The sequence below is a fragment of the Mesorhizobium sp. 01N446 genome, from assembly GCF_056399285.1.
Map to the genome: position 1 here is coordinate 1,188,203 of NZ_JBFTRA010000002.1, position 23,225 is coordinate 1,211,427.

The following is a 23,225-nucleotide window of genomic DNA, read 5'->3' on the forward strand; positions in this document are numbered from 1 at the left end:
GAGCGGCATGGGAGAGAAACCTGGAGGATACCTATGACGAGGTTCACACTCGGCGGTGCCGTCCTGCGCGGCACTGTCTCCACTGCATTGATCGCATCGTTGATGTCCGCACCGGCTCTCGGCGCGGCGCCGGTCGATCTGAGCAAGTGGTCGCCCGAATATGTGCGCTCCATCGCGGGCACGCAGGAATTTGACACGGCGGCCGATTGCGGCAAGGTCACCCCGCTCGACTACAAGGGGCGGCTGACTTTCTGGTATCAGGGCGTGTTCGAGGGCGACCCCGATCTCTTGCGCCAGTACTACAAGGATTTCTTCGAGACCTTCCGCAAGACCTATCCGAACATCCAGCTCGAGGAACAGGCCCTCACCTACAACGATCTCCTGGACAAGTTCCGCACGGCGCTCCTTGGCAATGCGGCGCCGATGGCGGTCCGCCTGCAGATCCTGGGCGGCACCGAATTCGCTTCAAAGGGCTATCTGCAGCCGCTGAAGCCGGAGGATGTAGGCTATTCGACCGAGGATTTCTGGCCCGGCGCCATGAAAGCGGTGACCTGGGACGGCGTGACCTACGGCATTCCAACCAACAATGAAACGATGGCGTTCATCTGGAATGCCGATATCTTCAAGCGCGCGGGCCTCGATCCGGACAAGGCTCCGGCGACCTGGGACGACGTCGTCAAGTATTCCAAGCAGATCCACGACAAGCTCGGCATTGCCGGTTACGGCCTCGTGGCCCGCAAGAATGCCGGCAACACCCCGTATCGCTTCATGCCCCAGCTGTGGGCCTATGGCGGCGGCGTGTTCGACGAAGCCACGGCGAACCCGGCCTATAAGGAGATCGAGCTCAACAGCCCGCAGAGCAAGGCCGCCCTGCAAGCCTCCTACGACATGTATGTCCGCGACAAGTCGGTCCCGGTTTCGGCACTCACCAACCAGCAGGCCGACAACCAGCCGCTGTTTCTCGCCGGCCAGCTCGGCATGATGATCTCGCACCCGTCCGACTATAACGTCATGCTCGACCTGCAGAAGAAGGCCACCGGCACCGACAAGGACAAGGCGCAGACCGTCATCGACAACATGCGCTACGGCCTGATCCCGACCGGCCCGGACGGCAAGCGCGCCGTCGTCTTCGGCGGCTCGAACATCCACATCCTGAAGCCTGAATATGTCGAGGGTGGCAAGGTGGACGAACCGGCCGCGAAGGCCATCATCTGCATGTGGACCAGCCCGGAATGGTCGCTGAAGATGGCCTATGCCGGGTCCAATCCGGGCAATCTCAACGGCTTCAAGACCAAATGGATGAAGGAACGTCTGGACAGCATCAAGTTCCTCGACGTCACGACTTCGATGCTGCCATACGGCATCCCGTTCCCGGCGCTGCCGCAATCGCCCGAGATCATGAACATCATCGTCCCGGACATGCTGCAGAATGCCCTGACCGGAGCGATGACCGTCGATCAGGCAGCGGACGACGCGGCCCAGAAGGTGAAAGACCTGATGGGCGGACTCTAGTCCGAGCCTCACCTGCGACCCGACCGGCTGTTCCAGGGAACAGCCGGTTCGTTCCGAACAACAAGGGCACGCCAAAGTGACGATCGTGACCGGCAAGACCGAGGCTCGCCGAAGATTGCAACCGGGTGGATCCGGCTTGCCGCGCAAGATCTGGGAGCATCGCGCTGACTACGCCTACGTGCTCCCCGCGATCGCCGTGATGCTCGTCGTCATCGCCTATCCGATCTACTACACGATCGAGCTGTCGTTCTTCAGCACGCCACCCGGCCTGCAGCTTCGCGACAAGACCTTCATCGGCTTCGACAATTACACCGCCATCCTCACCAGCGGGGTGTTCTGGAAAGTCACCTGGAACACCCTGATCTGGACGGTGGGGTCCACCGGCATCTCCTTCGTCCTGGGGTTTGCCGCCGCGCTGGCGCTCCACCGCGACTTTTTCGGCCGTGGTGTCCTGCGCGCCATCCTGATCATTCCCTGGGTCATCAGCGCGGTCGCCGCCTCCTATATCTGGAAGTGGATCTACCATTCGGACTTCGGCATCATCGGCGCGGTGCTGGTCGGCCTCGGATGGGCTGACCGGCCGCCGAATTTCATCGACAGTGTCTCGACGGTGCTGCCCTCCCTGATCGTCGTCAACATCTGGCGCGAATTTCCGTTTGCCATGATCATGATGATGGCCGGCCTGCAGACGGTCCCCGACCAGTTGCTGCGCGCCGCGAAAGTCGACGGAGCCAATGCATGGCAGCGCTTCTGGCACGTCACCTTTCCGCATTTGAGAAACGTCTCGACGGTGACGATCCTTCTGCTGGCGGTCGCCAACTTCAACTCCTTCATCATCCCCTGGATCATGACCGGCGGCGGGCCGTCGAACGCATCGCATATCTGGATCACCCACATCTATGAACTCGCCTTCGGCCGCCAGCGCTGGGGGGTGGCATCGGCCTATTCGGTGCTGCTGTTCATCATCCTGATGACGTTCGGCTACTTCTACGTCCGCGCGCTGAGCGGCAACGACCGGAGGGACGGAAGCGCATGAGCACGATTGCCGGGACAGCCCCTCGAGGCCAGGCCCGTCGCCGCATCCGCTTCGACGGATGGCGGTGGGGCGGACGTATCTTCCTCGTGTTCATGCTGCTCTACACAGCGTTGCCGATGATCTGGATGCTGCTCACCTCGATCAAGTCCGGCTTCGCCGCGATGCAATTCCCGCCGCAATGGTGGCCTGACCAACCGACACTCGCCAGCTACCAGAAGCTGCTCGATCCGCAGAACAGTGTCGGCCAGGACTTCCTCCGCTTCTTCTGGAACAGCCTTTTCGTCTCCACCGCCACGACCATCCTTTCGGTGATCGTGGCGGTTCCCGCTGCCTACGCGTTTTCGCGCTTCACCTTTCCGGGCCGGAACTTCCTGTTCTTCACCGTCCTGCTGCGCAACATGTTCCCGGCGGTGATCTTTCTCGTGCCGCTCTTCATCCTGATGCGCGCGATCGGGCTGGTGAACACGCATGGCTCACTCGTTCTCACCTACCTGACATTCGGCCTGCCGCTGGCGATCTGGCTGCTGAAGGGCTTCTACGACAACATCCCGGTGCAGCTCGAGCAGGCGGCGCGCATCGATGGCGCGACGCGGTTCCAGGCCTTCATCCTGATCGTGATGCCGCTCTCGACGCCGGGCATCATCGCCACGGCGATCTATTCCTTCATCGGCGCGTGGAACGAGTACATCTACGCCTACACCTTCCTCTCCAAGAACGAACAGTTGACGCTGCCGGTCGGCATCCAGCGCTTCTTCTCGGAAAACACCACGGACTTTCCAGGCCTGATGGCGGCCAGCTTCATCATGAGCGTGCCCGTCGTCGTGCTGTTCCTCGTCCTGCAACGATACTTCGTACGCGCCCTGACAGAAGGCGCGGTCAAGCATTAGGGAGTTGCCGATGGCCCACGTGGTCCTCAAAGATCTCGTCAAGACCTATGGCAGCTTCAAAGCCGTCAACGAGGTCTCGCTGACGGTGAATGACGGTGAGTTCGTTGCGCTCGTCGGCCCTTCGGGCTGCGGCAAGACAACGACGCTCAACCTCATCGCCGGGCTGATCCCGATCACATCGGGCGACATCGTCATCGGCGACCAGGTGGTCAACGATCTCGACCCCAAGGACCGGGACATCGCAATGGTGTTCCAGAACTACGCGCTCTATCCGCAAAAGTCGGTCTATATGAACCTCGCCTTCCCGCTGCAGATGCGCAAGCTGCCCAAGGCCGAGATCGACAAGAAGGTCCGGGAAGCGGCACGGGTGCTCGACATGACGCAGTTGCTCGAGCGCAAGCCGCGCGAACTTTCCGGCGGCCAACAGCAGCGCGTGGCGCTCGGCCGCGCGCTCGTTCGAGATCCGGCGGTGTTCCTGATGGACGAGCCGCTCTCAAATCTCGACGCCAAGCTGCGCGTGCAGATGCGCTCCGAGATCAAGCGGTTCCATCAGGACCTCAAGGCGACCATCATCTATGTGACGCACGACCAGCTCGAGGCCGTGACCATGGCGGACAGGATGGCTGTGATGAACGGCGGCTATCTGCAGCAATACGATTCGCCGGCCCAGGTTTTCGCGCATCCCGCCAACATGTTCGTCGCCAGCTTCGTCGGCAGCCCGGCGATGAGCCTCATTCCGCTGGAGGCATCGACGGCGAACGGCGACACCGTTCTGACCAGCGCGGAAGGCTGGAGCCTCGGCCTGTCGCAGCTCAACGCGCGCAAGGCCCAGAGAGCGACCACCAGGAAGGTCGTGCTCGGTGCGCGGCACTCGACGATCAAACTCCACAAGAGCGCGGTGCCAGGCGCCATTCCGGCCAAGGCCTATACGGTGGAACCAACCGGAGACGTCACCTTCGTGCAGGCCTTCCTCTCCGGTGCCATCGTCAACGTCAGCGTGCCCCCCAACATTGCCGTCAAACCCGACGAGCAGATCTGGCTCGAGTTCGACCAGGAACGGATGCACCTGTTCGACGGCGAAACTGAAATGGCTCTAGAGGCCGCCTGAGACAGGCGTTTGGGACGGGGCGTGGATGACGACGAAGCTCAAGATCACAGCGATCAAGCCCTACCCGGTGTGGGTGGGAACGCGCAACCAGATGCTGGTGAAGGTCGAGACCGACCAGGGCATCTTCGGCTGGGGCGAGAGCGGCCTGAGCGGCCGCGAGAAGGCCGTGACCGGCGCGGTCGAGCACTACCGCGAATTCCTCATCGGCCGCGATCCCATGCAGATCGGCCGGATCTGGCAGGAGGCCTATCGCAGCCAGTATTTTGAAGGCGGGCGCGTTCTGCAGGCGGCGATTTCCGCCATCGACATCGCGCTCCACGACATCAAGGGAAAGGCGCTGGGCGTGCCGGTCTACGAGCTGCTCGGCGGCAAGCAGCGCGACCGCATCCCCACCTTCGCCTCGACCGGTGACGAGGCCGAGGGCGATGTCGCCATCGAACGAGCCCGCGAATTGCACCAGCAGGGGTGGCAGGCGATCCGCTTCTTTCCCGCCGGGCAAAGCAGCAGGGACATCTTCGAGCCGCGCGAGTCGATCGGCGTGACCGCGCGGATGCTCAACAAGGCCCGCGAGGCGCTGGGCGACGAGGTCGTGCTCGGCATCGACTATCATCATCGGCTGTCGGTGGCCGAGGCGGCGAGCTTCTGCAACAAGCTCGGCCGCGGCGTGCTCGATTTCCTCGAGGAGCCGATCCGCGACGAGACACCGGAGGCCTACGAATCCCTGCGCACGATGACCGACATCCCGTTCGCCATCGGCGAGGAATTTGCCAGCAAGTGGCAGTTCCTGCCCTACATCGAGCGCGGCATCCATCAGTTCAACCGGCTCGATGTCTGCAATGTCGGCGGGCTCACCGAAGCGATGAAGGTCGCTGGCTGGAGCGAAGCGCACTATGTCGACCTGATGCCGCACAACCCGCTTGGTCCGGTGTGCACGGCCGCGACCGTGCATCTGGCCGCCGCGGTCGCCAATTTCGCCTGGCTCGAGACCAGGGTGCCCGAGAGAAAGCTGGGCTTCGACAGCTCCGAGTTCTTCCCGGTGCAACCGCAACTCGACGGCCCCGCCTATCCGGTCGGCGATCTGCCGGGGCTCGGCGTCGAGGTCAACGAGGCGGCGATCCAGGCGCAGAGCTTCCGTTTCTGGGAAGCGCCCCACCTCAAGCGCCGCGACGGTTCTGTCACCAACTGGTAGTTCAATTTCAACCGGAGTCCACCATGACGCATACCTCCGACATCATCCGGCCGCCCAAGGACTTGATCGAGGGATTGAGGGAGATCGGCGCCGCGACGGTTGCCGGCACGCTTGGCCATATGGGCTTCCGCAATCCGCATATGGTCGGACCGGTGGCGCAGAACCACGGCAAGTCGATCGTCGGGCCGGCGCTGACGCTGCAGTTCCTGCCGCAGCGGCCGGACCTCTTCAACGAGGGAGAATATGCCGATCCGGAGACGCAACTGCACCGGCACGTGCTCTATCATGCGCAGGAAGGGGACGTGGTCGTGGTCGACGCGCGCGGCGACATGAGTTCCGGCGTTTTCGGCGATATGATGTCGACCTATTTCAAGGGCAGAGGCGGCGCCGGCATCGTCATCGACGGATGCATGCGCGACAGGCCCAATGTCGAGAAGCTCGACCTGCCGCTTTGGCTGCGCGGCTGGACGCCCAACTATCATGTGCAGACCAGCATCTATCCCAATGCCGTCAACGTTCCGATCGCCTGCGGCGGTGTCACGGTGATCCCCGGCGACATCATCGTTGCCGACGATGACGGCGTCGTGGTGGTTCCCGTGGCAATGGCCGCGAAGGTCATCGACGAAGCGAAGAAGCATCACGATTGGGAAGAGTTCTCACGCGAGAAGCTTATGCAGGGCGCCCCGTTGCAACGATATTATCCGCTGCATGACGATGCCCGTGGGGAATACGAGGCGTGGCGCAAGACAAACGGCTTGAAGAACCCCAATTAGGCTAGAGAAAACGCGACGAATCCAGCAGTTCGGCCACGCCGTCCAGTTCCTTGTGCAGGCGATGCCAGCGACGGTCGAGATAGACCAGCGAATGCGCCTCCGGAGGGACCTCGTCCGGCTGCACCTCGCCTTCCAGCAGCTCCGCCGCGACCAGCGTCGCGCCCTCGATCGGCAGCAGGCCGAGCCGGCGCGCGCGGAACCAGGTCGAAACGCCGGTATAGCGCGGTTCGCCCGTCGGCAGCCGCGCCCAGGCGCCTCCGGGCGGGAAGCGTTCCGCGCCGCTCGACGCGCAGAGTTGCGCTAGGTCGATGTCGGTGAAGCGGAGCAAATGGATCACCATGGTCTCGGCCCGCAGCAAAGGCTCGGACGAGGTCGATTTCATCGAAAGCGAGAAGGCGACGACCGGTGGCGCGGCGCTCACCGAGATCAAAGAGGACACGGTCATTGCCACCGGCCGGTCGCCGGGATCGGCCGTGATCACGGCGACGCCCGCCGGGTGGCGGCGAAAGGCTTCGCGGAAGGCGTTGGTCATCGGATGCGGCGCGTTCATCGACATGTCTCTTCTGCTGTTTGAAAAGGGGGCCGGACGGCGTCCGCCGCCCGGCCCTTCGGACTACTTCTTCTCGATCAGGTCGTAGAACTGCCAGACGCGGTCGCTCCACATGCCGCCGATGTCGCGGCCGGCCGAGGTGACGATCGACGGCGCGATGGTGAAGTGGTTGGCCGCCACCATCATCTCGCGGAAGGTGCGCTGGATCACGCCGGCGCGCAGCGAGGCGCCGCCGCCCGCGCGGTAGGCGAAGTTGCAGATATCGACGCCAACCTCGTGGATCTCGGACTTGGCCAGATGGACAAGGCTGATCTGGCGCGTCGACATCCTGTTGCCGGCCTCGACCGTCGCCTCGACGTCGCGCCAGGTTTCGAAGACAAAGGCGCGGGCGGCACGATAGCGGGCCTCGGCGCGGCCATAGTCGTGCCAGAACTTCTCGCTCTCGCCGATCAGTCCGGCGCGGCCCGACTTCGAACGGGCGAACTTGGCGATCTCGTCCAGCATCCGGCGGCCCGCACCCAGCGCCCAGCCGGTATGGCCGATGGCGGCGAGGCCCACGACGCCGAGGCTGAAGAACTCCTTCTGGCGCAGCGGCGGCGCGGTCAGGATCGGGAAGACGAGATCGTCGGCGATGAAGACGTCCTCGGCGGCGTAGTCGATGCTGCCGGTGCCGCCGAGGCCCAGCACGTCCCAATTGCCGAGCTGCTTGTGCTCGGAGATCGGCGCATGGGCGCACATGACGATGACATTACCGTTCTCGTCCTTGGCGGGCTTGCCGGAGCCGTCGTCGACGAAGGCGGCGCTATGGCTGTAGGTGGCGTGGCTGAAACCGCTGCCATAACTCCACTTGCCGTTCAGCCGGTAGCCGCCGTCGACTTTTTTCAGCATGCCCAGCGGTGCGCCCTGCCCCGAGAACCGGTTGTCGGTGCCCGGCGCGAAGAGCCGCGCGACCGCACTGTCGGGCAGGAAGGCCGCCGACATCGCCCCGATGCAGCAATGCACCATCGAAACCCAGCCCGCCGAGCCCGAATGCCAGGTGATCGCCTCGATCAGTTCAAGGCCCTGGGTGGGCGGCAACTGCGCGCCGCCAAGGCTTTCGGCGGCGAAGATATGCGACATGCGCAGCGGCTTCAGCACCTCGAACGTAGCCTGGGTCAGTTCGCCGCCCTCCTCGTCGGCGGCGGCATTGGCTTCCAGGACCGGCCCGATCTCCGCGATCTTCTTCAGCAGGTCGCGATGGTCGACGGTCGTTCCCCAAGAGCCATGCTTGATGGGTTTGTTCATCGTCTTCTCCTCCTTATTTTGAAAATGTGGTCAGCCGGCGAGGAAGTCGCCGATCTTCCCAAGCGTTTCGGGTTTTTCCTGCATGACGAAATGGCCGGCGTCCTCGACCAGGATCAGGCGTGCGTCCGCAAGCGCCTCGACGAAGAGTGGCGCCTGGCTGGCGGGCAGCAGACGGTCCCTGGTGCCCCAGACGACCAGTGTCGGATTGGTGATGCGCGCCAGGAAGCGGCGCAGATTCGGATGGCCCATGCCGAAGGGGGCAAGCAGGCGGCCCAGCGTCTCGCCTTCGCGGGCGCGATCGGCGCCGAAGGCCTCCGCAAAGGCGGAGTCCGAGCCGTCCGGGAAATAGCGCAACGCCGCCGAGACGTCATGCGCCAGATAGGCCGGCAGTTCCTGCGGCGCGACCGCGCCCAGATTGGTGGCTGGATGCGCGGGATCGTTGAGCCCGGCCGGCGCGACCAGCACCACCTTGTCGAACCGCTCGCGGGCAAGGCCGGCCAGCTCGGTCGCCATCCAGCCACCCATGGAAAAGCCGATGAGATGAGGCTTCTCCGACAGTTTCAGGACATCGAGCAGGTTCAGATAATGCAGAACCATGTCGGACATCGCCGCCACATGCGGCGCGGCGCCCGAAAAGCCGAAGCCCGGGTGGCTGGGGCACAGAACGCGGAACCGGTCGGCGAGACCTTGTGCAAAGTCGAAACCTTCCAGCGTCGAGGCGCCGTGCAGGAACAGCACGGGCTTGCCCTTGCCGATGGCCTTCACCACCGTTTTTACGCCGCCGACATCGTATTCGAGCGTTTCGAACTGAACGGTCATTCCTATTCCTCCTCAGACAAGGTCGGGCTGGATCAGCACTTTGCACTGCGTCGTGCGGCGGCGAAGGCTCTCGAAGACCTGCGGAACCGGCGAGAGGTCGATCCGATCGGTGATCAGCGCCTGCGGCGCGAAAGGTCCGCCGCGCAGCGCATCGAGGGCGATGCCGAACTCATTGCGCTGATGGAAGAAGACCGAGAACAGCAGGTTCACTTCCTTGGTCAGCGCGATGAACGGGTCCCATTCGTCGCCGCCGATGCACAGGCCGACGCCCACCACCGTGCCTTGCAGCCGGATCGCCTTGACGGCCGCGTCGATGAGGCCGCGCTTGCCGACGCATTCGAGGACGATATCGGGCGCACCGCCACAGAGATCGGCAAGGTTCTCGGCCAGCCTGTCGCCCGATAGCGCAAAACCCGTCGCGCCGAGCGCCAGCGCGCGGTCGCGCTGATGGCTGTGTATGTCGGCCACGACCACGCACGACGCCCCCATGCGCCGCGCCCAGAAAGCGACGAGCAGCCCGATCGGCCCGGCGCCCAGTATGGCGACCCGGTCTCCCGGCTTCATGCCCGAGCGGACGATGCAATGCAGCGCGACCGAGAGCGGCTCGGCCAGCGCGCCGTCCTCCAGTGCCACCTCGTCGGGCAGCACATGGCACTGGCGCGCCGCGACGGCCACGTATTGCGCATAGCCGCCGCCAATCAGCACCATGTCGGGACAGCGGCCCGGATCGCCGCGCCTGCAGGCCGGGCATTGCCCGCAGCCGCGCATCGGCACGACCGCGACACGGTCGCCGATCCCAAGGCCCGCCACGCGTGATCCCAGCACGACGATGTCGCCGGCGAATTCATGGCCGAGAACGAAACCTCCACCGATGCCGAAAGGCACCGGATCCTCGGTGATGTGCAGGTCGCTGCCGCAGATGCCGCAAGCGGCGACACGCAGTACGACCTCGTCGGGTGCCGGGGTCGGATCCGGCACCATGCCGACGCGCAGCGGACTGCCGACCGTATCGAAGATGGCTGCTTTCATGAAAACCCTCCCTTTCAGCGGTCCGGATCGACGAGCTTGCGTCGGATCGGGAACCATGGCGCATCCCACCGTTTCGAGATCAGGCCCCAGATGCCCGTGCGGGCGTACAGCGCCACCAGCAGCGTCATTAGGCCGAGGACGACGAAATAGGTTGCGCCATATTCACCGAACCAGCGGTCGGCGATGAAGAAGATCAGGGATCCGATCAGAACGCCCTCGATGGAGCCGATGCCGCCGACCATGACGATGAAGATCGCCACATTCGCCCACATCGGATCGAAGGCCGAGCCCGGGGTGATCCGCAACTGCGCCATGAAGTAGATCGCGCCCGCGAGGCCGCAGCCGACCGCCGACGCGACGTAGACCAGGAAGCGCAGCTTTGCGACATTCACGCCCTGGCTGGCAGCTGCCACCGGATTGTCGCGCATGGCGATCAGCGCAAGGCCGAAGCGCGAGCGAAGCAGCCAATAGCTGCCGCCCAGCGTCACCAGCAGCATGCCCGCGCAGAGCAGCGACATGGCGACATTGCGCTCGAAGGCCGAATAATCCTTCATCACGCGCAGCGACATGCCCGCGCCGGAATTGACCAGCGGCAGGTTCGAGGCGGTCAGCCGGAAGACCTCGGCCACCACCCAGGTGCCGATCGAGAAATACGGGCCGTCCAGGCGATGAAGCAGAAGGTAGATCGGCACGGCCAGCGCCGCCGGCACCAGCAGCGACAGGAAGACCGCCGCGAACGGATTGATGCCGTAAGTCTGCGCCAGCACGAAAAGCGCGTAGCCGGCCGCGCCCATGAAGGCGTGCTGGCCCACCGAGACAAGGCCGGCATAGCCGGCGAGCAGGTTCCACATCTGCGCGACGGCGATGTAGCAGCACAACACCAGGATCGAGCGGATCGTGCCGGTCGAGGCCCACCACGGCATGGCCGCGACAGCGATCATCGCCAGCACCGCCAGCGTCATCGCGATGCGGCCGGACCGGGTCTGGCGCTGAACCAGCACCTCGGGCGCCTCGGTTTCCACATAGGGGATCGCACTCATGACAATGCCTTTCCGAACAGGCCCTGCGGGCGGGTCGCCAGCACGATCAGGAAGACGATGTGTCCAGCGAGCACGCCGAAGCCCGGATCGATGCGGAAGCCGATGGCCTGCGAGATGCCGAGGACCATCGAGCCGACGAAGGCGCCCCATACCGTACCCATGCCGCCGATGATCACCGCCTCGAACGCGTAGATCAGCTGGGCAGGCCCATCGGCCGGCGCGACGGTCGACCGCAACGCCTGGAAGACGGCGGCGAAGCCGAGGATGCCGACCGCCGCCGCCGTCGCCATCGCATAGACGGCGCGCGGGTTGATGCCGGTCATCGCCGCCGCCTCGACATCGGCCGACGCGGCGCGCAGCGCCCGGCCGAAGCGCGTGCGCTTCAACGTCAGATCGAGGCCCCAGGTGAGACCCGTGGCGACCGCCAGCACGATCAGCGGCAGAAGGCCGACATAGACACTGCCGATCTCGATGGATTGGCTCTCGATCCCGTGGCCGGGCAGCGACCGGCTGTTGGCGGACCAGATCTGGAGCATCAGGTTCTGCAGCGCGATCGACAGTCCGAAGGTCGCGATCAGCGACGGCAGCGGATCGCTGCCCACCACACGGTTCAGCACGGCCTTCTGCAGCACCCAGCCCATCAGCACGGCGAGCGGCACCAACACGATCAGCACGGGCAGCGGTCCCAGGCCCCAGGCCGTGGCCATCGAGATGCCGATCAGCGACAGCAGGATCACCAGATCGCCATGGCTGATGTTGACGATGCGCATGACGCCGAACATGAGCGCCATGCCGAGCGCGTACTGGGCATACATGCCGCCCAGCAGGATCCCCTGCACCAAGGCGTCAAACCACTCCATGGCCCGCTCCAAAATAGGCTTTGCCGATCTGCTCGCGCGTGATTTCGGCGGACTTGCCGGTCAGGGTCACGCGCCCCTCCAGCATGCAGTAGAGACGGTCCGAGGCGGTCCGGGCGAGGCCGACATCCTGTTCGACCACGATCATCGCCGTCCCGGTGGCACGGATCTCGGGCAGAGCGGCATAGATCTCGCGGATCACCTTGGGCGCGAGGCCGAGGCTGATCTCGTCGCAGAGCAGGACGCGCGGCTGGCACAGCAGCGCGCGGCCGATCGCCACCATCTGCTGCTGCCCGCCCGAGAGGCTCTGCACCTGCGTGCGGGCCTTCTCCTTGAGGATCGGGAACAGCTGGTGCAACCGTGCCAGCGTCCATCCGCCCTTGGCGCCCATGCGCGCGGCCTGGTCGATGGCGACGCGCAGATTGTCCTCGACCGACATGCCGGTGAACAGGCGGCGGCCCTCCGGCACGATGGCGACGCCCTTCTGCACCATGCGGTCGGTCGCGGTGCCGCCGACAGGGTCGCCGTGCAGCCGCACCATCTCGCGCCCGACCGGAAGCAGGCCCATGATCGAACGCAGCAGCGTGGACTTGCCTGCCCCGTTGGCGCCGATCAGGGCCACGGCCTCACCCTGGTGCAGCTCGATGTCGATGCCGTAGAGCGCCTGGAAATCGCCATAGCGGGCCAGCAGCCCGTGGGTGGAAAGAACGGCCGTCATGCCTCGATCCCCATATAGACGCGCTGGACCTCGGGCAGCGCGATCACTTCGGCCGGCACGCCTTCGGCGATCTTCTCGCCGAAGTTCAGCACCAGCAGCCGGTCGGCCACAGCCAGCAGCGCGTGCAGCACATGCTCGATCCACACGATGGTGATGCCGCGGTCGCGGATGCGGCGCACCAGCGCCACCAGCGCTTTCGATTCGTCGTCGGTCAGCCCGCCCGCGATCTCGTCCAGCAGCAGCAGCTTTGGATCCGAGGCCAGCGCGCGCGCCAGTTCCAGCCGCTTGCGGTCGAGCAGCGTCAGGGCGCCGGCCGAGACATTGGCCTTGTCGGAAAGCTCGCAATCGCGCAGCACCTGGGCGCAGAAGGCATAGCTCTGCTTCTCCGACCGGCCGCCGCCGAAAGCGGCGGCGACCAGCAGGTTCTCGAAGGTGGTCATGCCGGAATAGGGACGCGGGATCTGATAGGTCCGTCCGATCCCCATCTGGCAGCGGCGGAAGGGGGGCTCGCCGCGCAGCGCGGTGTCGCCGAGCTGGATCTCGCCGCCGGAAGCCTTCAAATCGCCGCTGATCATGTTGAACAGCGTCGTCTTGCCCGCCCCGTTCGGGCCGAGGATGCCCAGCACCTCGCCCCGATGCACGTCGAAACTCACCTCATGCAGGACGCGGACGGCGCCGAAGGACTTCGACACGCCGCGCGCCGTCAGCAGGATTTCCCTTTCCATCGATCCGTCCGCGTCCCTGCTCATGTCACCACGCGATCGGCTGGATCGCCTGTTGCGGTGCGAAGAGCTGATTGACCGTGTTGTCGACGATCTTCAGGTCGTAGGGCCATTTCTCGCCCTTCACCCACTGGCCGCCGAAGATCGGCGTCTTGCAGATGTTCTTGTGCGGCGAACCGTCGAACTTGATGTGGCCGACAAGCGTCTGCAGATCGGTGGCGACCAGCGCGTCGCGGTTGGCCGTCCGGTCGAGCGGATTGGAGGAGCGCTTCAATATGTCGAGCGCGACCTCGAGCAAGGCATGCGAATAGCCCAGCGGCTGCGTCCACTGCCGCTTCGAATCGGCTTCCCACTGGTCGGCGATGTCGCGGCTGACCTGCCCGGTCAGCGACGACTTGAACGGGAAGGCCGGCGTCCACCAGACCTCCGAGGACATGCCGTTGCCGAGCGGACCCATCGCCTCGACGCCGCTTGGGAACAAGAGCGCCGCCGCCACCGTGACGGCCTTCGGCTTGAAGCCCTGCTGGTTGCACTGGGTGACGAAGGTCTTGAGATCGTCCGGATAGGTGATGCCGCCGATGATGTCGCAGCCCTGCTTCTTGAACTCGGAGATCTGGGCGGAGAAGTCATTGGTGCGCGGCTGGAAATAGCCGGGCACGACGACCTCGTAGCCGGCCTTACGGGTCGGCGCCGGCAGGCCGTATTCGTCGTTGCCCCAGGTCTCGCCGTCGATGTTCTGGGGAAACAGCATCCCGACCTTCTTGTTGGTCTCCAGATGGTTCCAGAGCCCGACGAAGGTGTTCAGCGCCTCGTCGAGGCCCCAGAAGAAATGGTAGGTCCAGTCGAAGGTCTGCTTGCCGCCGCCGCGCGGCATGATCACCGCCTGCCAGGGCGCGCCGGAGGAGATGCACGGCGTCTCGTAGAGTTCGGACTGTTCGGCCGCGGGCAGGATCGTGTCGGTGGTCGAGGCCGGCACGAGTAGGTGCACCTCGTCGTTGAGGATGAGGTTGCCGGCGATTTCCGATGCTTTGTTCGGATTGGACTGGCTGTCACGATCGAGGATCTCGATCTCGTAGGTGTTGCCGTTGGCGCATTGCAGCTGGCCGCCGAGCAAGGCGCGGATCTTCTGCAAAGTGTAACCGTCGGTCTCGCCGAAAAGGGCGAGCGGACCGGTGGTGGGGCTGAGATAGCCAAGCTTGATCTTGCCCGCCGTCGCGGCGCGGACATAGGCCGGCATGCCGAGCGCGCTGGCGGCAACGCCGGCTCCAAGCCCCTTCAGCACCGTCCGGCGGCTGGGCAAGCCCGATTTCACGAGTTTGTTGTAGTAGGTCATCGTCGTTTCCTCCCTTGGTTAAGACTTGCCGGCCCGTCCCCTCGACGAACCCGCGTCAGTTGAAGCTTGGTCAGGTCATGCGCAGCAGCGAGCCGCCATCGATGACGATCAGCGAGCCTGTCACGTAGGACGCGGCGGGCGATGCCAGATAAAGCGCAAGGCCCTTGATCTCCTCCGGATCGCCGATCCGGCCGACGAGCGACTGGGCTTCGAAGGCCTTGCGGTCCGCCGGGTTGCGCAGCCTGCCGCCGGCGATGTTGGTGATGAACGGCCCGGGCAGGATGGCGTTGATGCGGATGTTGTAGGCGCCGAGTTCCATCGCCATGTGGCGCACGAGATGGTTCACCGCGGCCTTGGCGGGCATATAGGGCGTGCCCACGATGCTCTCGTTGATCAGCGAGGCGATTGACGACGTGACGATGATCTGGCCACCGCCATTCGGCTTCATGTGCCGCACGGCGTGCTTGATGGTGGTGTAGACCGAAGTCAAATTGATCTCGATCACCTTGTCCCAATGCTCGTCGGGCAGGTTCTCGATGGCGCCCTCCGGGTTCCTTTCGCCGGTCGGGGTGTTGAATCCCGGTCCGGCGTCGATCCCGGCATTGGCGAACACGACATCAATGGAACCCGCCGTCTCGGCCACCTTGTCGAAGGCTTCAGCCATCGCCGCGCGGTCGCCGACATTGACGACCTGGCCCCAGACCTCGCCGCCCGATGCCTTGATCGCGGCGACGGTCTTCTCCAGCCCGGCCGGGTTCAGGTCGAAGATGCAGACCTTCGCCCCATGCTCGGCCATGATCTCGGCATAGGCCTGGCCGATGCCGCTGGCGCCGCCGGTGACGATCACCGACTTGCCTCTGACATCGAACATCTTCTCAAGTGCGGCCATCAGTTTCCTCCCATTTGCACGATACCGGCCTGCGTGCGGGCCGCCTTCTCGGCGCCCGCGGCGCGGCGGTTCACTTCTTCTTCCGCGAAAGCACGAAATCGAACTCGACGTCGTAGAACGGAGCCACAACCTCGGCCTTGGCGGCGGCCCTGGCGTCCTCGACCTTGCGGAATTCAGCGAGCAGGCTCTGCTTCACCCCGAAGACGGCGTCCGTATCGATGTACGGGTCGTCCGGATCGAAGATGTGGGTGGTCAGCGCGTCGAAGCCCTCGGCCTCGACGATGTAGTGGAGATGCGCCGGGCGATAGGGGTGGCGTCCCAGCGCACCGAGCAGCTTGCCGACAGGCCCGTCATCCGGGATCGGGTAGTATTTGGGCTTTGCGCCGCGGAACCAGTAGCGTCCGTCCGAGCCGGTGCGGAAGACGCCGCGCAGGTTGAAGTCGGGCTGGATGCCCTTCTGCTGCACGTCGTAGAAGCCTTCGTCATTGGCCTGCCAGACATCGATCTTGGCGCCCGCGATCGGGTTGCCCTCGGTGTCGAGGATGCGGCCGTGCACGAACATCGGCTCTCCCTTCTGGTCGAGGCAGATGTTCGAACCCATCGGCAGTTCGGGCGCGTCGGCGACGTGGAATGGCCCCAGCACGGTGGATTCCGAAGCCCCCGACGGCTTGCGGTTGTTGATCGCATCGACCAGCATCGAGACGCCGAGGACGTCAGACAAAAGGATGTATTCCTGCCGCCACTCGTTGCAGATCTGGCCCGTCCGCGTCAGGAACATGATCGCGTCGAACCATTCCTCTTGCGTCGGCTCGATCTCCTTAACCGCCTCGTGCAGCTTGCGGGTGATGACCTCCATGACCTGAGCAAGCCGCTGGTCCTTGGCGTACTTGTTGCGCGCCACGACGACTTCGGCCGAGTTCGCTTCGGTGAAATAGCCGTGTTCGTGTTCGTCGATCATGGGATCCTCCTCAGCGCGCCAGAACGGATTTGAAGACCCGGCGCAGTTCGGCCGCAGGATCGGCCGCCAGAGTTTCGGAACGCCAGGCAATGTGGTGGTCGGGACGCACGGTCAGGCAGCCCGCGTCGCGGATTTCGCGCGCGCGCGCCCAGTCGCCGGTGTGGTCCTCGATCGCGCGGCGCGGGCCGATCACATGGCTGCGGATCGGCAGGCCGAGCTCGGCGCCCACCGCCTCGGCAGCGGCGACCCACGCCTCGCCGCCGATGCCGGTCAACAGCGTGAACTCGCCATGTCCGCAAAGGTCGAGCGTCGACACCTTCCGGCCCGAGCGCTCGAAGACCCAGACATGCGGAAGGCGCGCGCCGGGCCAGGTCGTGGGCGCGTAGTGCAGCTCGCGATCCTTCTCGAAAGCCGGCTCGCGCTGGCCGTCGGTCACCACGGCGCCCGACGCATAGCGCTGGTTCATCTCGACGCCATGGGCGTCGAACTCGTACTTCTTGAAGGCGATGGCCTTGCGCAGCGCCTCGCGCTGCGCTTCGGCCGCCGGGGTGGCGTCGGCGCGGGCCTCCATGTTCCTCTGGATCTTGTCGTGATCCACGCCGCCATCCATGCCGAGCGCCTCGAAGATCGGGCCGAATTCGGCGATCGACTGGTTGGCGCGCGTCACGATCTGGCGCGCGATCGGCGCACGCTCGGCCGAGTAGCTGTCCAGAAGCCCGATACCCGCCTGCCCCTTGACGACCTTGGCGAGTTTCCAGGCGAGGTTGAACCCGTCCTGGATCGACGTGTTGGAGCCGAGCCCGTTCGAGGGCGGATGCCGGTGCGCGGCGTCACCCATGATGAACACCCGCCCCTTCTGCATGTGCGTGGCGAAGCAGTTGTTGACGGTCCAGGTGTTGGCGCCCAGGAGCTCGATCTCGAGCTCGGGATCCCCGACCAGCTGGCGGGCGACGCCGGTGGCCAGTTCCGGCGTCACATCGGGCGGCGGCTGGTTGATGTCGTAGCCCCAGACGATGAGCCACTCGTTCCACGGCCGCACCATGCGAACGAGACCCATGCCGATGCCGCCGACATCGGCACCGGGCTGCATGACCCAGTAGAGGACGCTCGGCCGGTGAGCGACGTATTTCGAAAGATCGGCCCGGAACAGGATGTTCATCGACCCGCCGACGCCCATCTTGCCCTCGAACGGCAGGCCAAGATGCTCGGCCACCAGCGAGTTGCCGCCATCGGCGCCGACGAGAAATTTCGACCGCACGGTGAAGTCCTTGCCCGACAGCCGGTCGCGGCAGGTCGTGGTGACGCCGTCCGCATCCTGGACATGGCTGACATATTCCGTGCTCATGCGCGCCTGCGTGCCGCGCGCGCACGCCGTCTTGAACAGGATCGGCTCCATGAAGGTCTGGGGCAGATCGTTCATGAAGGACGGCGACGACTGGAGATGTTCGGCCTTGGAGAGCGGGTCCGTGCCCCAGCTTTTCATGCGGCCGAGCTCTTCGCCGGCCAGGCTTTCGCAAAACACGTTCTCGCCCATCAGTTCCTGCGGCGAGGCGTGCATCACGGCCTCGGCCTCGACCTCCGGCCCGAGGTCGCGCAGCACCTCCATGGTGCGCTGGTTGGTGATGTGGGCGCGCGGCGTGTTCGACAGCCAGCGGTAGCGGTTCACGACCATGTTGGCCACGCCGGAGCTGGCGAGAAGTGCCGCCGTGGCCGAGCCGGCCGGGCCCGTGCCCACGATCAGCACGTCGGTTTCTATATCCGCCATCAAATTCCTCCCTCGATCTTCGGACCGGCCAGCCTGCGGCGGACCGGAAACAGGTGCAGGCCGGTGCGGGCCGAAATCAGCCCCCACAGCCCCTTCGGTGCGAACAGCATCACCGCGATTGCGGCGAGGCCGAGTGTCATCAGGTACCAGCTGCCGTAGTCGGCCAGCGCCGAACGCAGCGCAAAGAAGACCAGCACCCCGACGATGGGTCCCTCGATGGTGCCGATGCCGCCGATGACGACGATGAAGATGACGTAGGCCGTCCAGTCGGTGACGGCGAAGGCCGCTTCCGGCGAGATGCGGGCCGTCTGCACGAAGATCAGCGCGCCGGTCAGTCCGGTGGCGGCCGCGACGATCAGAAACACCGCCCATTTGAGCCGCACGACATCGACGCCGACCGATTGGGCCGCATCGACATTGTCGCGCACGGCCGCCAGCGCCAGCCCGAGGCGGCTGCGCAGCAGCCAGTAGATGCAGCCGGTGACGACCACGACCAGCGCCAGCGCCAGCCAATAGGCGAGAATGTCGCGCGCCGCCGCCTCGCGCACGCCGAATAGCGCCCGGATCGCATCCGTGCCCATGATGTTGCTGGTCGCCTCGCGCGGCAGCGAGGTGCCGGTGCCGCCGCCGAGCGCCTTCCATTGCGCGATCAAGAGCCGCGTCACCTCGGCGATCACCCAGGTGCCGATGGCGAAATAGGCGCCCTGCAGCCGGAAGGCGAAGAAGGCCGTGGGAACGGCCAGCGCCAGCGCCGCGAGGCCACCCAGCAGGATCGCGGCAACCGGGTTCCAGCCCAGCAGGATCACGCCGGCGAACATCGCATAGGCGCCGATGCCGACGAAGGCCTGCTGGCCCACCGAGACGAGACCGCCATAGCCCGCCAGCAGGTTCCAGATCTGCGCCAGCGTCAGCATGGTGAGAATGAAGAACAGGTCCTGTATGACGCCGCGCGAGGTCACGGCGGGCAAGGCGAGCGCGGCCACGACGAGAACCAGCACGGCGATCTCCGTGGCAGTTCCGGCGCGGGTGCGGGTTGTCAGCCGATACATGCCGCCCTCAATCCACTGCCCGCGGGAACAGGCCCCGCGGCTTGAGCAGCATCACTGCCAGAAAGGCGATGTGGCCCGCCAGGATCTGCCATTCCGGGTTCACCGCCGCGCCGGCCGTCTGGGCCACGCCGATGATGATCCCGCCGGCAAGCGTTCCCCACAGGCTGCCGAGGCCGCCGATGATCACCGCCTCGAAGGCATAGATCAGCCGCGCCGGCCCGATCGAGGGATCGAAATTCGCCCGCATGCCGAGATAGAGCGCCGCCAGCGTCACCACGACCATCGCGATCCCGGTGGCGACGGCGAACACCCGCTTCGGCTCGATCCCCATCAGGCCCGCCGTCACGGCGTCGTCCGAAGTGGCGCGGAAGGCACGGCCGAGCGCTGTGTGATAGAAGAGCCCGTTCAGGGCCATGATGGCGAGGATCGCGGACGCGAAGGTCATCAGCGGCATCACCCCCACCGTGACCAGCCCGAGATCGAGCGACGCCCCCTCCAACGCGCCGGCCGGAATGCGCCGGCTGTCGGCGGAAAAGGCCTCGAGCAGCCCATTCTGCAGGGCAACCGACAGGCCGAAGGTGACGAGAAGCGGCGGCAGGATATCCTTGCCCAGCACCCGGTTCAGCACGGCGGCCTGCAGCAGCCAGCCAACCGCGAACATCGCCGGCATGGCGATCAGGGCTGCGATCCAGGGCGACAGGCCGAGCAGCGTGACGCCCATCAGCACCAGATAGGCGGCAAAGACGATAAGGTCGCCATGGGCAAGGTTCACCAGCCGCATGATGCCGAAGACGAGGCTCAGCCCCGCCGCGAACAGGGCATAGAGCCCGCCCAGCAGAATCCCCTGCACGAGGGTGTCCAGCCAGATCATCGCCGCGCCCCCGTCATCGGGCGGCGGGAAAATTGCGCAGGCATGCGGGGTTGCCTCGTCATGCCGCCACTCCGAAATAGGCGGAATGGATTTCGTCGCGCGAGACCTCGGCCGCCTTGGCGACCAACGTCACCCGGCCCTCCATCATGCAGTAGACACGGTCGGCCACGGCCAGCGCCTTGCCGATATCCTGCTCCACCAGCACGATCGCGGCGCCGCCTTGGCGGACCTTGGGAAGGGCTGCGTATATGTCGCGGATGACGACGGGCGCGAGGCCGAGGCTGATCTCGTCGCAGAGCAGCAATTCGGGATTGGACATCAGCGCGCGGCCGATCGCGACCATCTGCTGCTGGCCGCCCGAAAGCGCCGTGCCGGGATTCTTGCGCCGCTCGCGCAGGATCGGGAAGAGCTCGTAGACCGCCTCCAGGCTCCATGGCCCCGGCGCCTTGCGCGCCTGGCCACCGATCAGCAGGTTCTCCTCGACGCTTAGCGAGGCAAAGAGCCGGCGCCCTTCCGGCACCATGGCGATGCCGCGCTTCATGATTTCGGCAGAGGACAGCGCGCCGATGGGCTCGCCCTTGTGCAGCACCATGCCGGGCTCGTTGCGGATCACGCCTGTGATCGAGCGCATCAGCGTGGATTTTCCGGCGCCGTTGGCGCCGATGATCGCCACGCATTCGCCCGCGGCGACGGTGATATCCACGCCGAACAGCGCCCGGAACTGGCCGTAATTCGCAGTGAGGGCGCGCGTCTCCAGCAGCATCAGACCTCGAGCCCCAGATAGATTTCGCGAACCTCTTTCGAGGCCATGATCTGATCCGGCTCACCGATTGCGATCACGCGCCCGAAATCCAGCACGAGAAGCCGTTCGACCACCGATCTCAGCGCGTGCAGCACATGCTCGATCCAGATGATCGTGGTGCCCCTGGCGTGAATGGCCTTGATCGTCGCGACAAGTGCCTTGCATTCGCCCTCGGTCAGCCCGCCCGCGATCTCGTCCAGAAGCAGCAGCTCGGGTCCCGTCGCCAGGGCGCGGGCGAGTTCCAGGCGCTTGCGGTCGAGAAGGCTCAGCGATCCGGCCAGCACATTGGCTTTCCTGAGAAGTTCGGTCTCTTCGAGGATCCCAGCGCAATCGTCGACCATCTCGGCTTCGCGGCCGCCCCGGCCGAAAGCGGCGGCGGTCAAGAGGTTCTCGAACACGCTCAGCCCGTCGAAGGGCTGCGGGATCTGGAAGCTGCGGCCGACCCCCATGCGCACCCGATCCATGGCCGGGGCGCGGGTCACGTCGCGGCCGAGGAATTCGATGCGGCCCTCATTGGCGAGCAGATTGCCGGTGATCAGGTTGAAGAGCGTCGACTTCCCAGCCCCGTTCGGACCGATGATGCCCAACGCCTCGCCGCGCGGCACCGCGACGCTGACGCCGTCGGTAACCTTCAGGGCCCCGAAGGACTTCGAGACGTTTTCCAGCCTGAGTATCATCACTGTCATCCTCGGGTCGCGCCGAACGAGGGCGGCGGCATACGCCGCCCCCGGCGGCGTCAGGCCAGGGCTTCCATCTTGCCGGCGGTGGGAATCTCGGACGCGGTGGCGTTTTCGACGATCACCAGATCGAAGCCGCCGCCGGCCTTTTTGCGCCACTGGCCCCCGACGAGCGGCGTCTTGCAGACGTTCTTCGCCGCGAAAGGCGGCAGCCCCGCACCGCTCCAGGCCACCTTGCCGACCACGGTCGTCATGTCGGTGGCCGCTATTGCCGCCGCGATCGCCTCGGCATTCCCGGGATCCGAGACGCGGCCCATGACATTGGCCGCCACCTCGAACAGCGAATGGACGAAGCCGATCGGCTGGGTCCACGGACGCCCGGTCTTGGCGGTGAAATCCGCCGCCAGGTCCGCCGAACTCTGGCCCGTCACCGACGATTTGAACGGATGCGAGGCCGACCACCAGACCTCGGACGAAAGGTTGTGGCCGGCATCGCCGAGCGTCTCGACCGATTGCGGGAAGAGGATGGCCTTGGCCACCGTCGCCGCCTTGGGCTTGAAGCCTTGCTGGCGGGCCTGGTTCCAGAAGGTGGTGAAGTCGGGCGGGATGACCACGCCGGTGACGATCTCGGCATCGGCCGCCTTGAAGGCGTTGACCTGCGCGGTGAAATCGTCCGAGAGGTTCTGGTAGCGGCCGGGATCGCTGAGGCTGAAGCCGGCGGCATCGAGGCCGGGCTTCAGCCCGTTCTTCGGATCGCCCCAGGCATTGCCGTCGGCATCGTTGGGGAACAGTCCGCCCACCTTGCCGTTGGTGGAAAGCTGCTTCCACATGCCGGTGTAGACGGCGATGATGTCTTCAAGACCCCAGAAGTAATGATAGGCGAACTTGAAAGGCTTCCATGACGACGGATCGGCGGGATTGCCCTGTTGGCCGATGAACCAGGGTTGCCACGGCGCCATGGTCGAGATGACCGGCACGCCCTCCGCCTCGCAGGTGGTGGCGACAGGGTTGGTGTTTTCGGGCGTCGAGCCGACCAGCATCAGGTTGATCTCGTCGTCGACGATCAGGCTCTTCGCCACTTCCGCCGCGCGATTGGGGTTGGACTGGCTGTCCTTGACGATGACCTCGAAATTCTTGCCCGCCTCGGACGCGAGGAAGGCCTTGATGTTGTAGTCATCGCTTTCGGCGAAGCCGGCGAGCGGCCCCGTCTGCGGCGAAACATAGCCCAGGCGAATCTTGGCGCCTTGCGCGAGCGCCGGCGTCGCCAGCCGGGAACCGGCAAGCGCAAGACCTGTCGCCGCCGACGCTTTCAGTAAGCTCCGTCTTGTAATCATCTGCTCTTCCTCCCTCTTGCCTC

The 23,225-nt window shown here is 65.3% G+C and carries 23 protein-coding genes; 6 read left to right on the plus strand and 17 right to left on the minus strand.

Annotated elements, in window-relative coordinates; translation table 11 throughout:
* The first annotated feature begins 33 nt into the window (after nt 1–33).
* The 6 genes from AC1DPX_RS14140 to AC1DPX_RS14165 all read left to right on the plus strand — a co-directional run bounded on the left by AC1DPX_RS14140 (nt 34) and on the right by AC1DPX_RS14165 (nt 6,505).
* Entirely contained in the window at nt 34–1,512 is a 1,479-nt protein-coding gene (locus AC1DPX_RS14140; RefSeq protein WP_202358484.1) for an ABC transporter substrate-binding protein, read from the plus strand.
* A gap of 76 nt (nt 1,513–1,588) precedes the next feature.
* Nucleotides 1,589–2,548, plus strand: a complete 960-nt coding sequence (locus AC1DPX_RS14145) for a carbohydrate ABC transporter permease (protein ID WP_477237415.1) — start codon at nt 1,589–1,591, stop codon at nt 2,546–2,548.
* Nucleotides 2,545–3,435: a carbohydrate ABC transporter permease gene (locus AC1DPX_RS14150; protein ID WP_202358482.1), complete on the plus strand. Its 891-nt coding sequence runs from the start codon at nt 2,545–2,547 to the stop codon at nt 3,433–3,435. The genes AC1DPX_RS14145 and AC1DPX_RS14150 overlap by 4 nt, the downstream gene beginning before the upstream one ends.
* A 10-nt stretch (nt 3,436–3,445) precedes the next feature.
* On the plus strand, nt 3,446–4,543 hold the full coding sequence (locus AC1DPX_RS14155; protein ID WP_477237417.1) for an ABC transporter ATP-binding protein: 1,098 nt from the start codon (nt 3,446–3,448) through the stop codon (nt 4,541–4,543).
* 25 nt (nt 4,544–4,568) lie between these two features.
* Nucleotides 4,569–5,732 carry a mandelate racemase/muconate lactonizing enzyme family protein gene (locus AC1DPX_RS14160; protein ID WP_477237419.1) on the plus strand — a complete coding sequence of 388 codons (1,164 nt, stop codon included), beginning with the start codon at nt 4,569–4,571 and terminating at the stop codon, nt 5,730–5,732.
* A gap of 23 nt (nt 5,733–5,755) precedes the next feature.
* Nucleotides 5,756–6,505 carry a ribonuclease activity regulator RraA gene (locus tag AC1DPX_RS14165; protein WP_477237421.1) on the plus strand — a complete coding sequence of 250 codons (750 nt, stop codon included), beginning with the start codon at nt 5,756–5,758 and terminating at the stop codon, nt 6,503–6,505.
* A 1-nt stretch (nt 6,506) separates the two neighbouring features.
* On the opposite strand, the gene AC1DPX_RS14170 is transcribed toward AC1DPX_RS14165, so the two are convergent.
* The 17 genes from AC1DPX_RS14170 to AC1DPX_RS14250 all read right to left on the minus strand — a co-directional run bounded on the left by AC1DPX_RS14170 (nt 6,507) and on the right by AC1DPX_RS14250 (nt 23,202).
* On the minus strand, nt 6,507–7,055 hold the full coding sequence (locus tag AC1DPX_RS14170) for a flavin reductase family protein (protein WP_202358478.1): 549 nt from the start codon (nt 7,053–7,055) through the stop codon (nt 6,507–6,509).
* 63 nt (nt 7,056–7,118) lie between these two features.
* Nucleotides 7,119–8,339, minus strand: a complete 1,221-nt coding sequence (locus AC1DPX_RS14175; protein ID WP_477237423.1) for an acyl-CoA dehydrogenase family protein — start codon at nt 8,337–8,339, stop codon at nt 7,119–7,121.
* A gap of 30 nt (nt 8,340–8,369) precedes the next feature.
* Nucleotides 8,370–9,158: an alpha/beta fold hydrolase gene (locus AC1DPX_RS14180; RefSeq protein ID WP_477237424.1), complete on the minus strand. Its 789-nt coding sequence runs from the start codon at nt 9,156–9,158 to the stop codon at nt 8,370–8,372.
* A 12-nt stretch (nt 9,159–9,170) separates the two neighbouring features.
* Entirely contained in the window at nt 9,171–10,187 is a 1,017-nt protein-coding gene (locus AC1DPX_RS14185; protein WP_477237426.1) for a zinc-dependent alcohol dehydrogenase, read from the minus strand.
* Nucleotides 10,188–10,201: 14 nt separating this feature from the next.
* On the minus strand, nt 10,202–11,227 hold the full coding sequence (locus AC1DPX_RS14190) for a branched-chain amino acid ABC transporter permease (protein ID WP_284267582.1): 1,026 nt from the start codon (nt 11,225–11,227) through the stop codon (nt 10,202–10,204).
* Nucleotides 11,224–12,087 carry a branched-chain amino acid ABC transporter permease gene (locus AC1DPX_RS14195; RefSeq protein WP_095774988.1) on the minus strand — a complete coding sequence of 288 codons (864 nt, stop codon included), beginning with the start codon at nt 12,085–12,087 and terminating at the stop codon, nt 11,224–11,226. The genes AC1DPX_RS14190 and AC1DPX_RS14195 overlap by 4 nt, the downstream gene beginning before the upstream one ends.
* Nucleotides 12,074–12,802, minus strand: a complete 729-nt coding sequence (locus AC1DPX_RS14200; RefSeq protein WP_202358474.1) for an ABC transporter ATP-binding protein — start codon at nt 12,800–12,802, stop codon at nt 12,074–12,076. Before AC1DPX_RS14200 ends, AC1DPX_RS14195 begins: the two co-directional genes overlap by 14 nt.
* Nucleotides 12,799–13,527 (minus strand): ABC transporter ATP-binding protein, encoded by a 729-nt coding sequence (locus tag AC1DPX_RS14205; protein ID WP_202358473.1) that lies wholly within the window; start codon nt 13,525–13,527, stop codon nt 12,799–12,801. The genes AC1DPX_RS14200 and AC1DPX_RS14205 overlap by 4 nt, the downstream gene beginning before the upstream one ends.
* 25 nt (nt 13,528–13,552) lie before the next feature.
* On the minus strand, nt 13,553–14,857 hold the full coding sequence (locus AC1DPX_RS14210; protein WP_202358472.1) for an ABC transporter substrate-binding protein: 1,305 nt from the start codon (nt 14,855–14,857) through the stop codon (nt 13,553–13,555).
* Nucleotides 14,858–14,927: 70 nt separating this feature from the next.
* Nucleotides 14,928–15,746: an SDR family NAD(P)-dependent oxidoreductase gene (locus AC1DPX_RS14215; protein WP_477237427.1), complete on the minus strand. Its 819-nt coding sequence runs from the start codon at nt 15,744–15,746 to the stop codon at nt 14,928–14,930.
* Nucleotides 15,747–15,816: 70 nt separating this feature from the next.
* Entirely contained in the window at nt 15,817–16,704 is an 888-nt protein-coding gene (locus tag AC1DPX_RS14220) for an intradiol ring-cleavage dioxygenase (RefSeq protein ID WP_477237429.1), read from the minus strand.
* A 10-nt stretch (nt 16,705–16,714) separates the two neighbouring features.
* The gene (locus AC1DPX_RS14225; protein ID WP_477237431.1) at nt 16,715–18,469 is read right to left on the minus strand and encodes an FAD-dependent oxidoreductase; all 1,755 of its coding nucleotides are present in this window, start codon (nt 18,467–18,469) and stop codon (nt 16,715–16,717) included.
* Nucleotides 18,469–19,518 (minus strand): branched-chain amino acid ABC transporter permease, encoded by a 1,050-nt coding sequence (locus tag AC1DPX_RS14230; protein ID WP_477237433.1) that lies wholly within the window; start codon nt 19,516–19,518, stop codon nt 18,469–18,471. The genes AC1DPX_RS14225 and AC1DPX_RS14230 overlap by 1 nt, the downstream gene beginning before the upstream one ends.
* Nucleotides 19,519–19,525: 7 nt before the next feature.
* Nucleotides 19,526–20,389 carry a branched-chain amino acid ABC transporter permease gene (locus AC1DPX_RS14235; protein ID WP_477237435.1) on the minus strand — a complete coding sequence of 288 codons (864 nt, stop codon included), beginning with the start codon at nt 20,387–20,389 and terminating at the stop codon, nt 19,526–19,528.
* A gap of 58 nt (nt 20,390–20,447) precedes the next feature.
* Entirely contained in the window at nt 20,448–21,155 is a 708-nt protein-coding gene (locus tag AC1DPX_RS14240) for an ABC transporter ATP-binding protein (RefSeq protein WP_477237523.1), read from the minus strand.
* Entirely contained in the window at nt 21,152–21,868 is a 717-nt protein-coding gene (locus AC1DPX_RS14245; protein WP_477237437.1) for an ABC transporter ATP-binding protein, read from the minus strand. The genes AC1DPX_RS14240 and AC1DPX_RS14245 overlap by 4 nt, the downstream gene beginning before the upstream one ends.
* 59 nt (nt 21,869–21,927) lie before the next feature.
* Entirely contained in the window at nt 21,928–23,202 is a 1,275-nt protein-coding gene (locus tag AC1DPX_RS14250; RefSeq protein WP_477237439.1) for an ABC transporter substrate-binding protein, read from the minus strand.
* Nucleotides 23,203–23,225: the final 23 nt, after the last annotated feature.

Bases quoted from the DNA above. Each gene is read 5' to 3' on its own strand.
- AC1DPX_RS14140 (WP_202358484.1), top strand. From the start codon at position 34: ATGACGAGGTTCACACTCGGCGGTGCCGTCCTGCGCGGCACTGTCTCC.
- AC1DPX_RS14150 (WP_202358482.1), top strand. From the start codon at position 2,545: ATGAGCACGATTGCCGGGACAGCCCCTCGAGGCCAGGCCCGTCGCCGC.
- AC1DPX_RS14155 (WP_477237417.1), top strand. From the start codon at position 3,446: ATGGCCCACGTGGTCCTCAAAGATCTCGTCAAGACCTATGGCAGCTTC.
- AC1DPX_RS14160 (WP_477237419.1), top strand. From the start codon at position 4,569: ATGACGACGAAGCTCAAGATCACAGCGATCAAGCCCTACCCGGTGTGG.
- AC1DPX_RS14165 (WP_477237421.1), top strand. From the start codon at position 5,756: ATGACGCATACCTCCGACATCATCCGGCCGCCCAAGGACTTGATCGAG.
- AC1DPX_RS14170 (WP_202358478.1), bottom strand. From the start codon at position 7,055: ATGAACGCGCCGCATCCGATGACCAACGCCTTCCGCGAAGCCTTTCGC.
- AC1DPX_RS14175 (WP_477237423.1), bottom strand. From the start codon at position 8,339: ATGAACAAACCCATCAAGCATGGCTCTTGGGGAACGACCGTCGACCAT.
- AC1DPX_RS14180 (WP_477237424.1), bottom strand. From the start codon at position 9,158: ATGACCGTTCAGTTCGAAACGCTCGAATACGATGTCGGCGGCGTAAAA.
- AC1DPX_RS14185 (WP_477237426.1), bottom strand. From the start codon at position 10,187: ATGAAAGCAGCCATCTTCGATACGGTCGGCAGTCCGCTGCGCGTCGGC.
- AC1DPX_RS14190 (WP_284267582.1), bottom strand. From the start codon at position 11,227: ATGAGTGCGATCCCCTATGTGGAAACCGAGGCGCCCGAGGTGCTGGTT.
- AC1DPX_RS14195 (WP_095774988.1), bottom strand. From the start codon at position 12,087: ATGGAGTGGTTTGACGCCTTGGTGCAGGGGATCCTGCTGGGCGGCATG.
- AC1DPX_RS14200 (WP_202358474.1), bottom strand. From the start codon at position 12,802: ATGACGGCCGTTCTTTCCACCCACGGGCTGCTGGCCCGCTATGGCGAT.
- AC1DPX_RS14205 (WP_202358473.1), bottom strand. From the start codon at position 13,527: ATGGAAAGGGAAATCCTGCTGACGGCGCGCGGCGTGTCGAAGTCCTTC.
- AC1DPX_RS14210 (WP_202358472.1), bottom strand. From the start codon at position 14,857: ATGACCTACTACAACAAACTCGTGAAATCGGGCTTGCCCAGCCGCCGG.
- AC1DPX_RS14215 (WP_477237427.1), bottom strand. From the start codon at position 15,746: ATGGCCGCACTTGAGAAGATGTTCGATGTCAGAGGCAAGTCGGTGATC.
- AC1DPX_RS14220 (WP_477237429.1), bottom strand. From the start codon at position 16,704: ATGATCGACGAACACGAACACGGCTATTTCACCGAAGCGAACTCGGCC.
- AC1DPX_RS14225 (WP_477237431.1), bottom strand. From the start codon at position 18,469: ATGGCGGATATAGAAACCGACGTGCTGATCGTGGGCACGGGCCCGGCC.
- AC1DPX_RS14230 (WP_477237433.1), bottom strand. From the start codon at position 19,518: ATGTATCGGCTGACAACCCGCACCCGCGCCGGAACTGCCACGGAGATC.
- AC1DPX_RS14235 (WP_477237435.1), bottom strand. From the start codon at position 20,389: ATGATCTGGCTGGACACCCTCGTGCAGGGGATTCTGCTGGGCGGGCTC.
- AC1DPX_RS14245 (WP_477237437.1), bottom strand. From the start codon at position 21,868: ATGATACTCAGGCTGGAAAACGTCTCGAAGTCCTTCGGGGCCCTGAAG.
- AC1DPX_RS14250 (WP_477237439.1), bottom strand. From the start codon at position 23,202: ATGATTACAAGACGGAGCTTACTGAAAGCGTCGGCGGCGACAGGTCTT.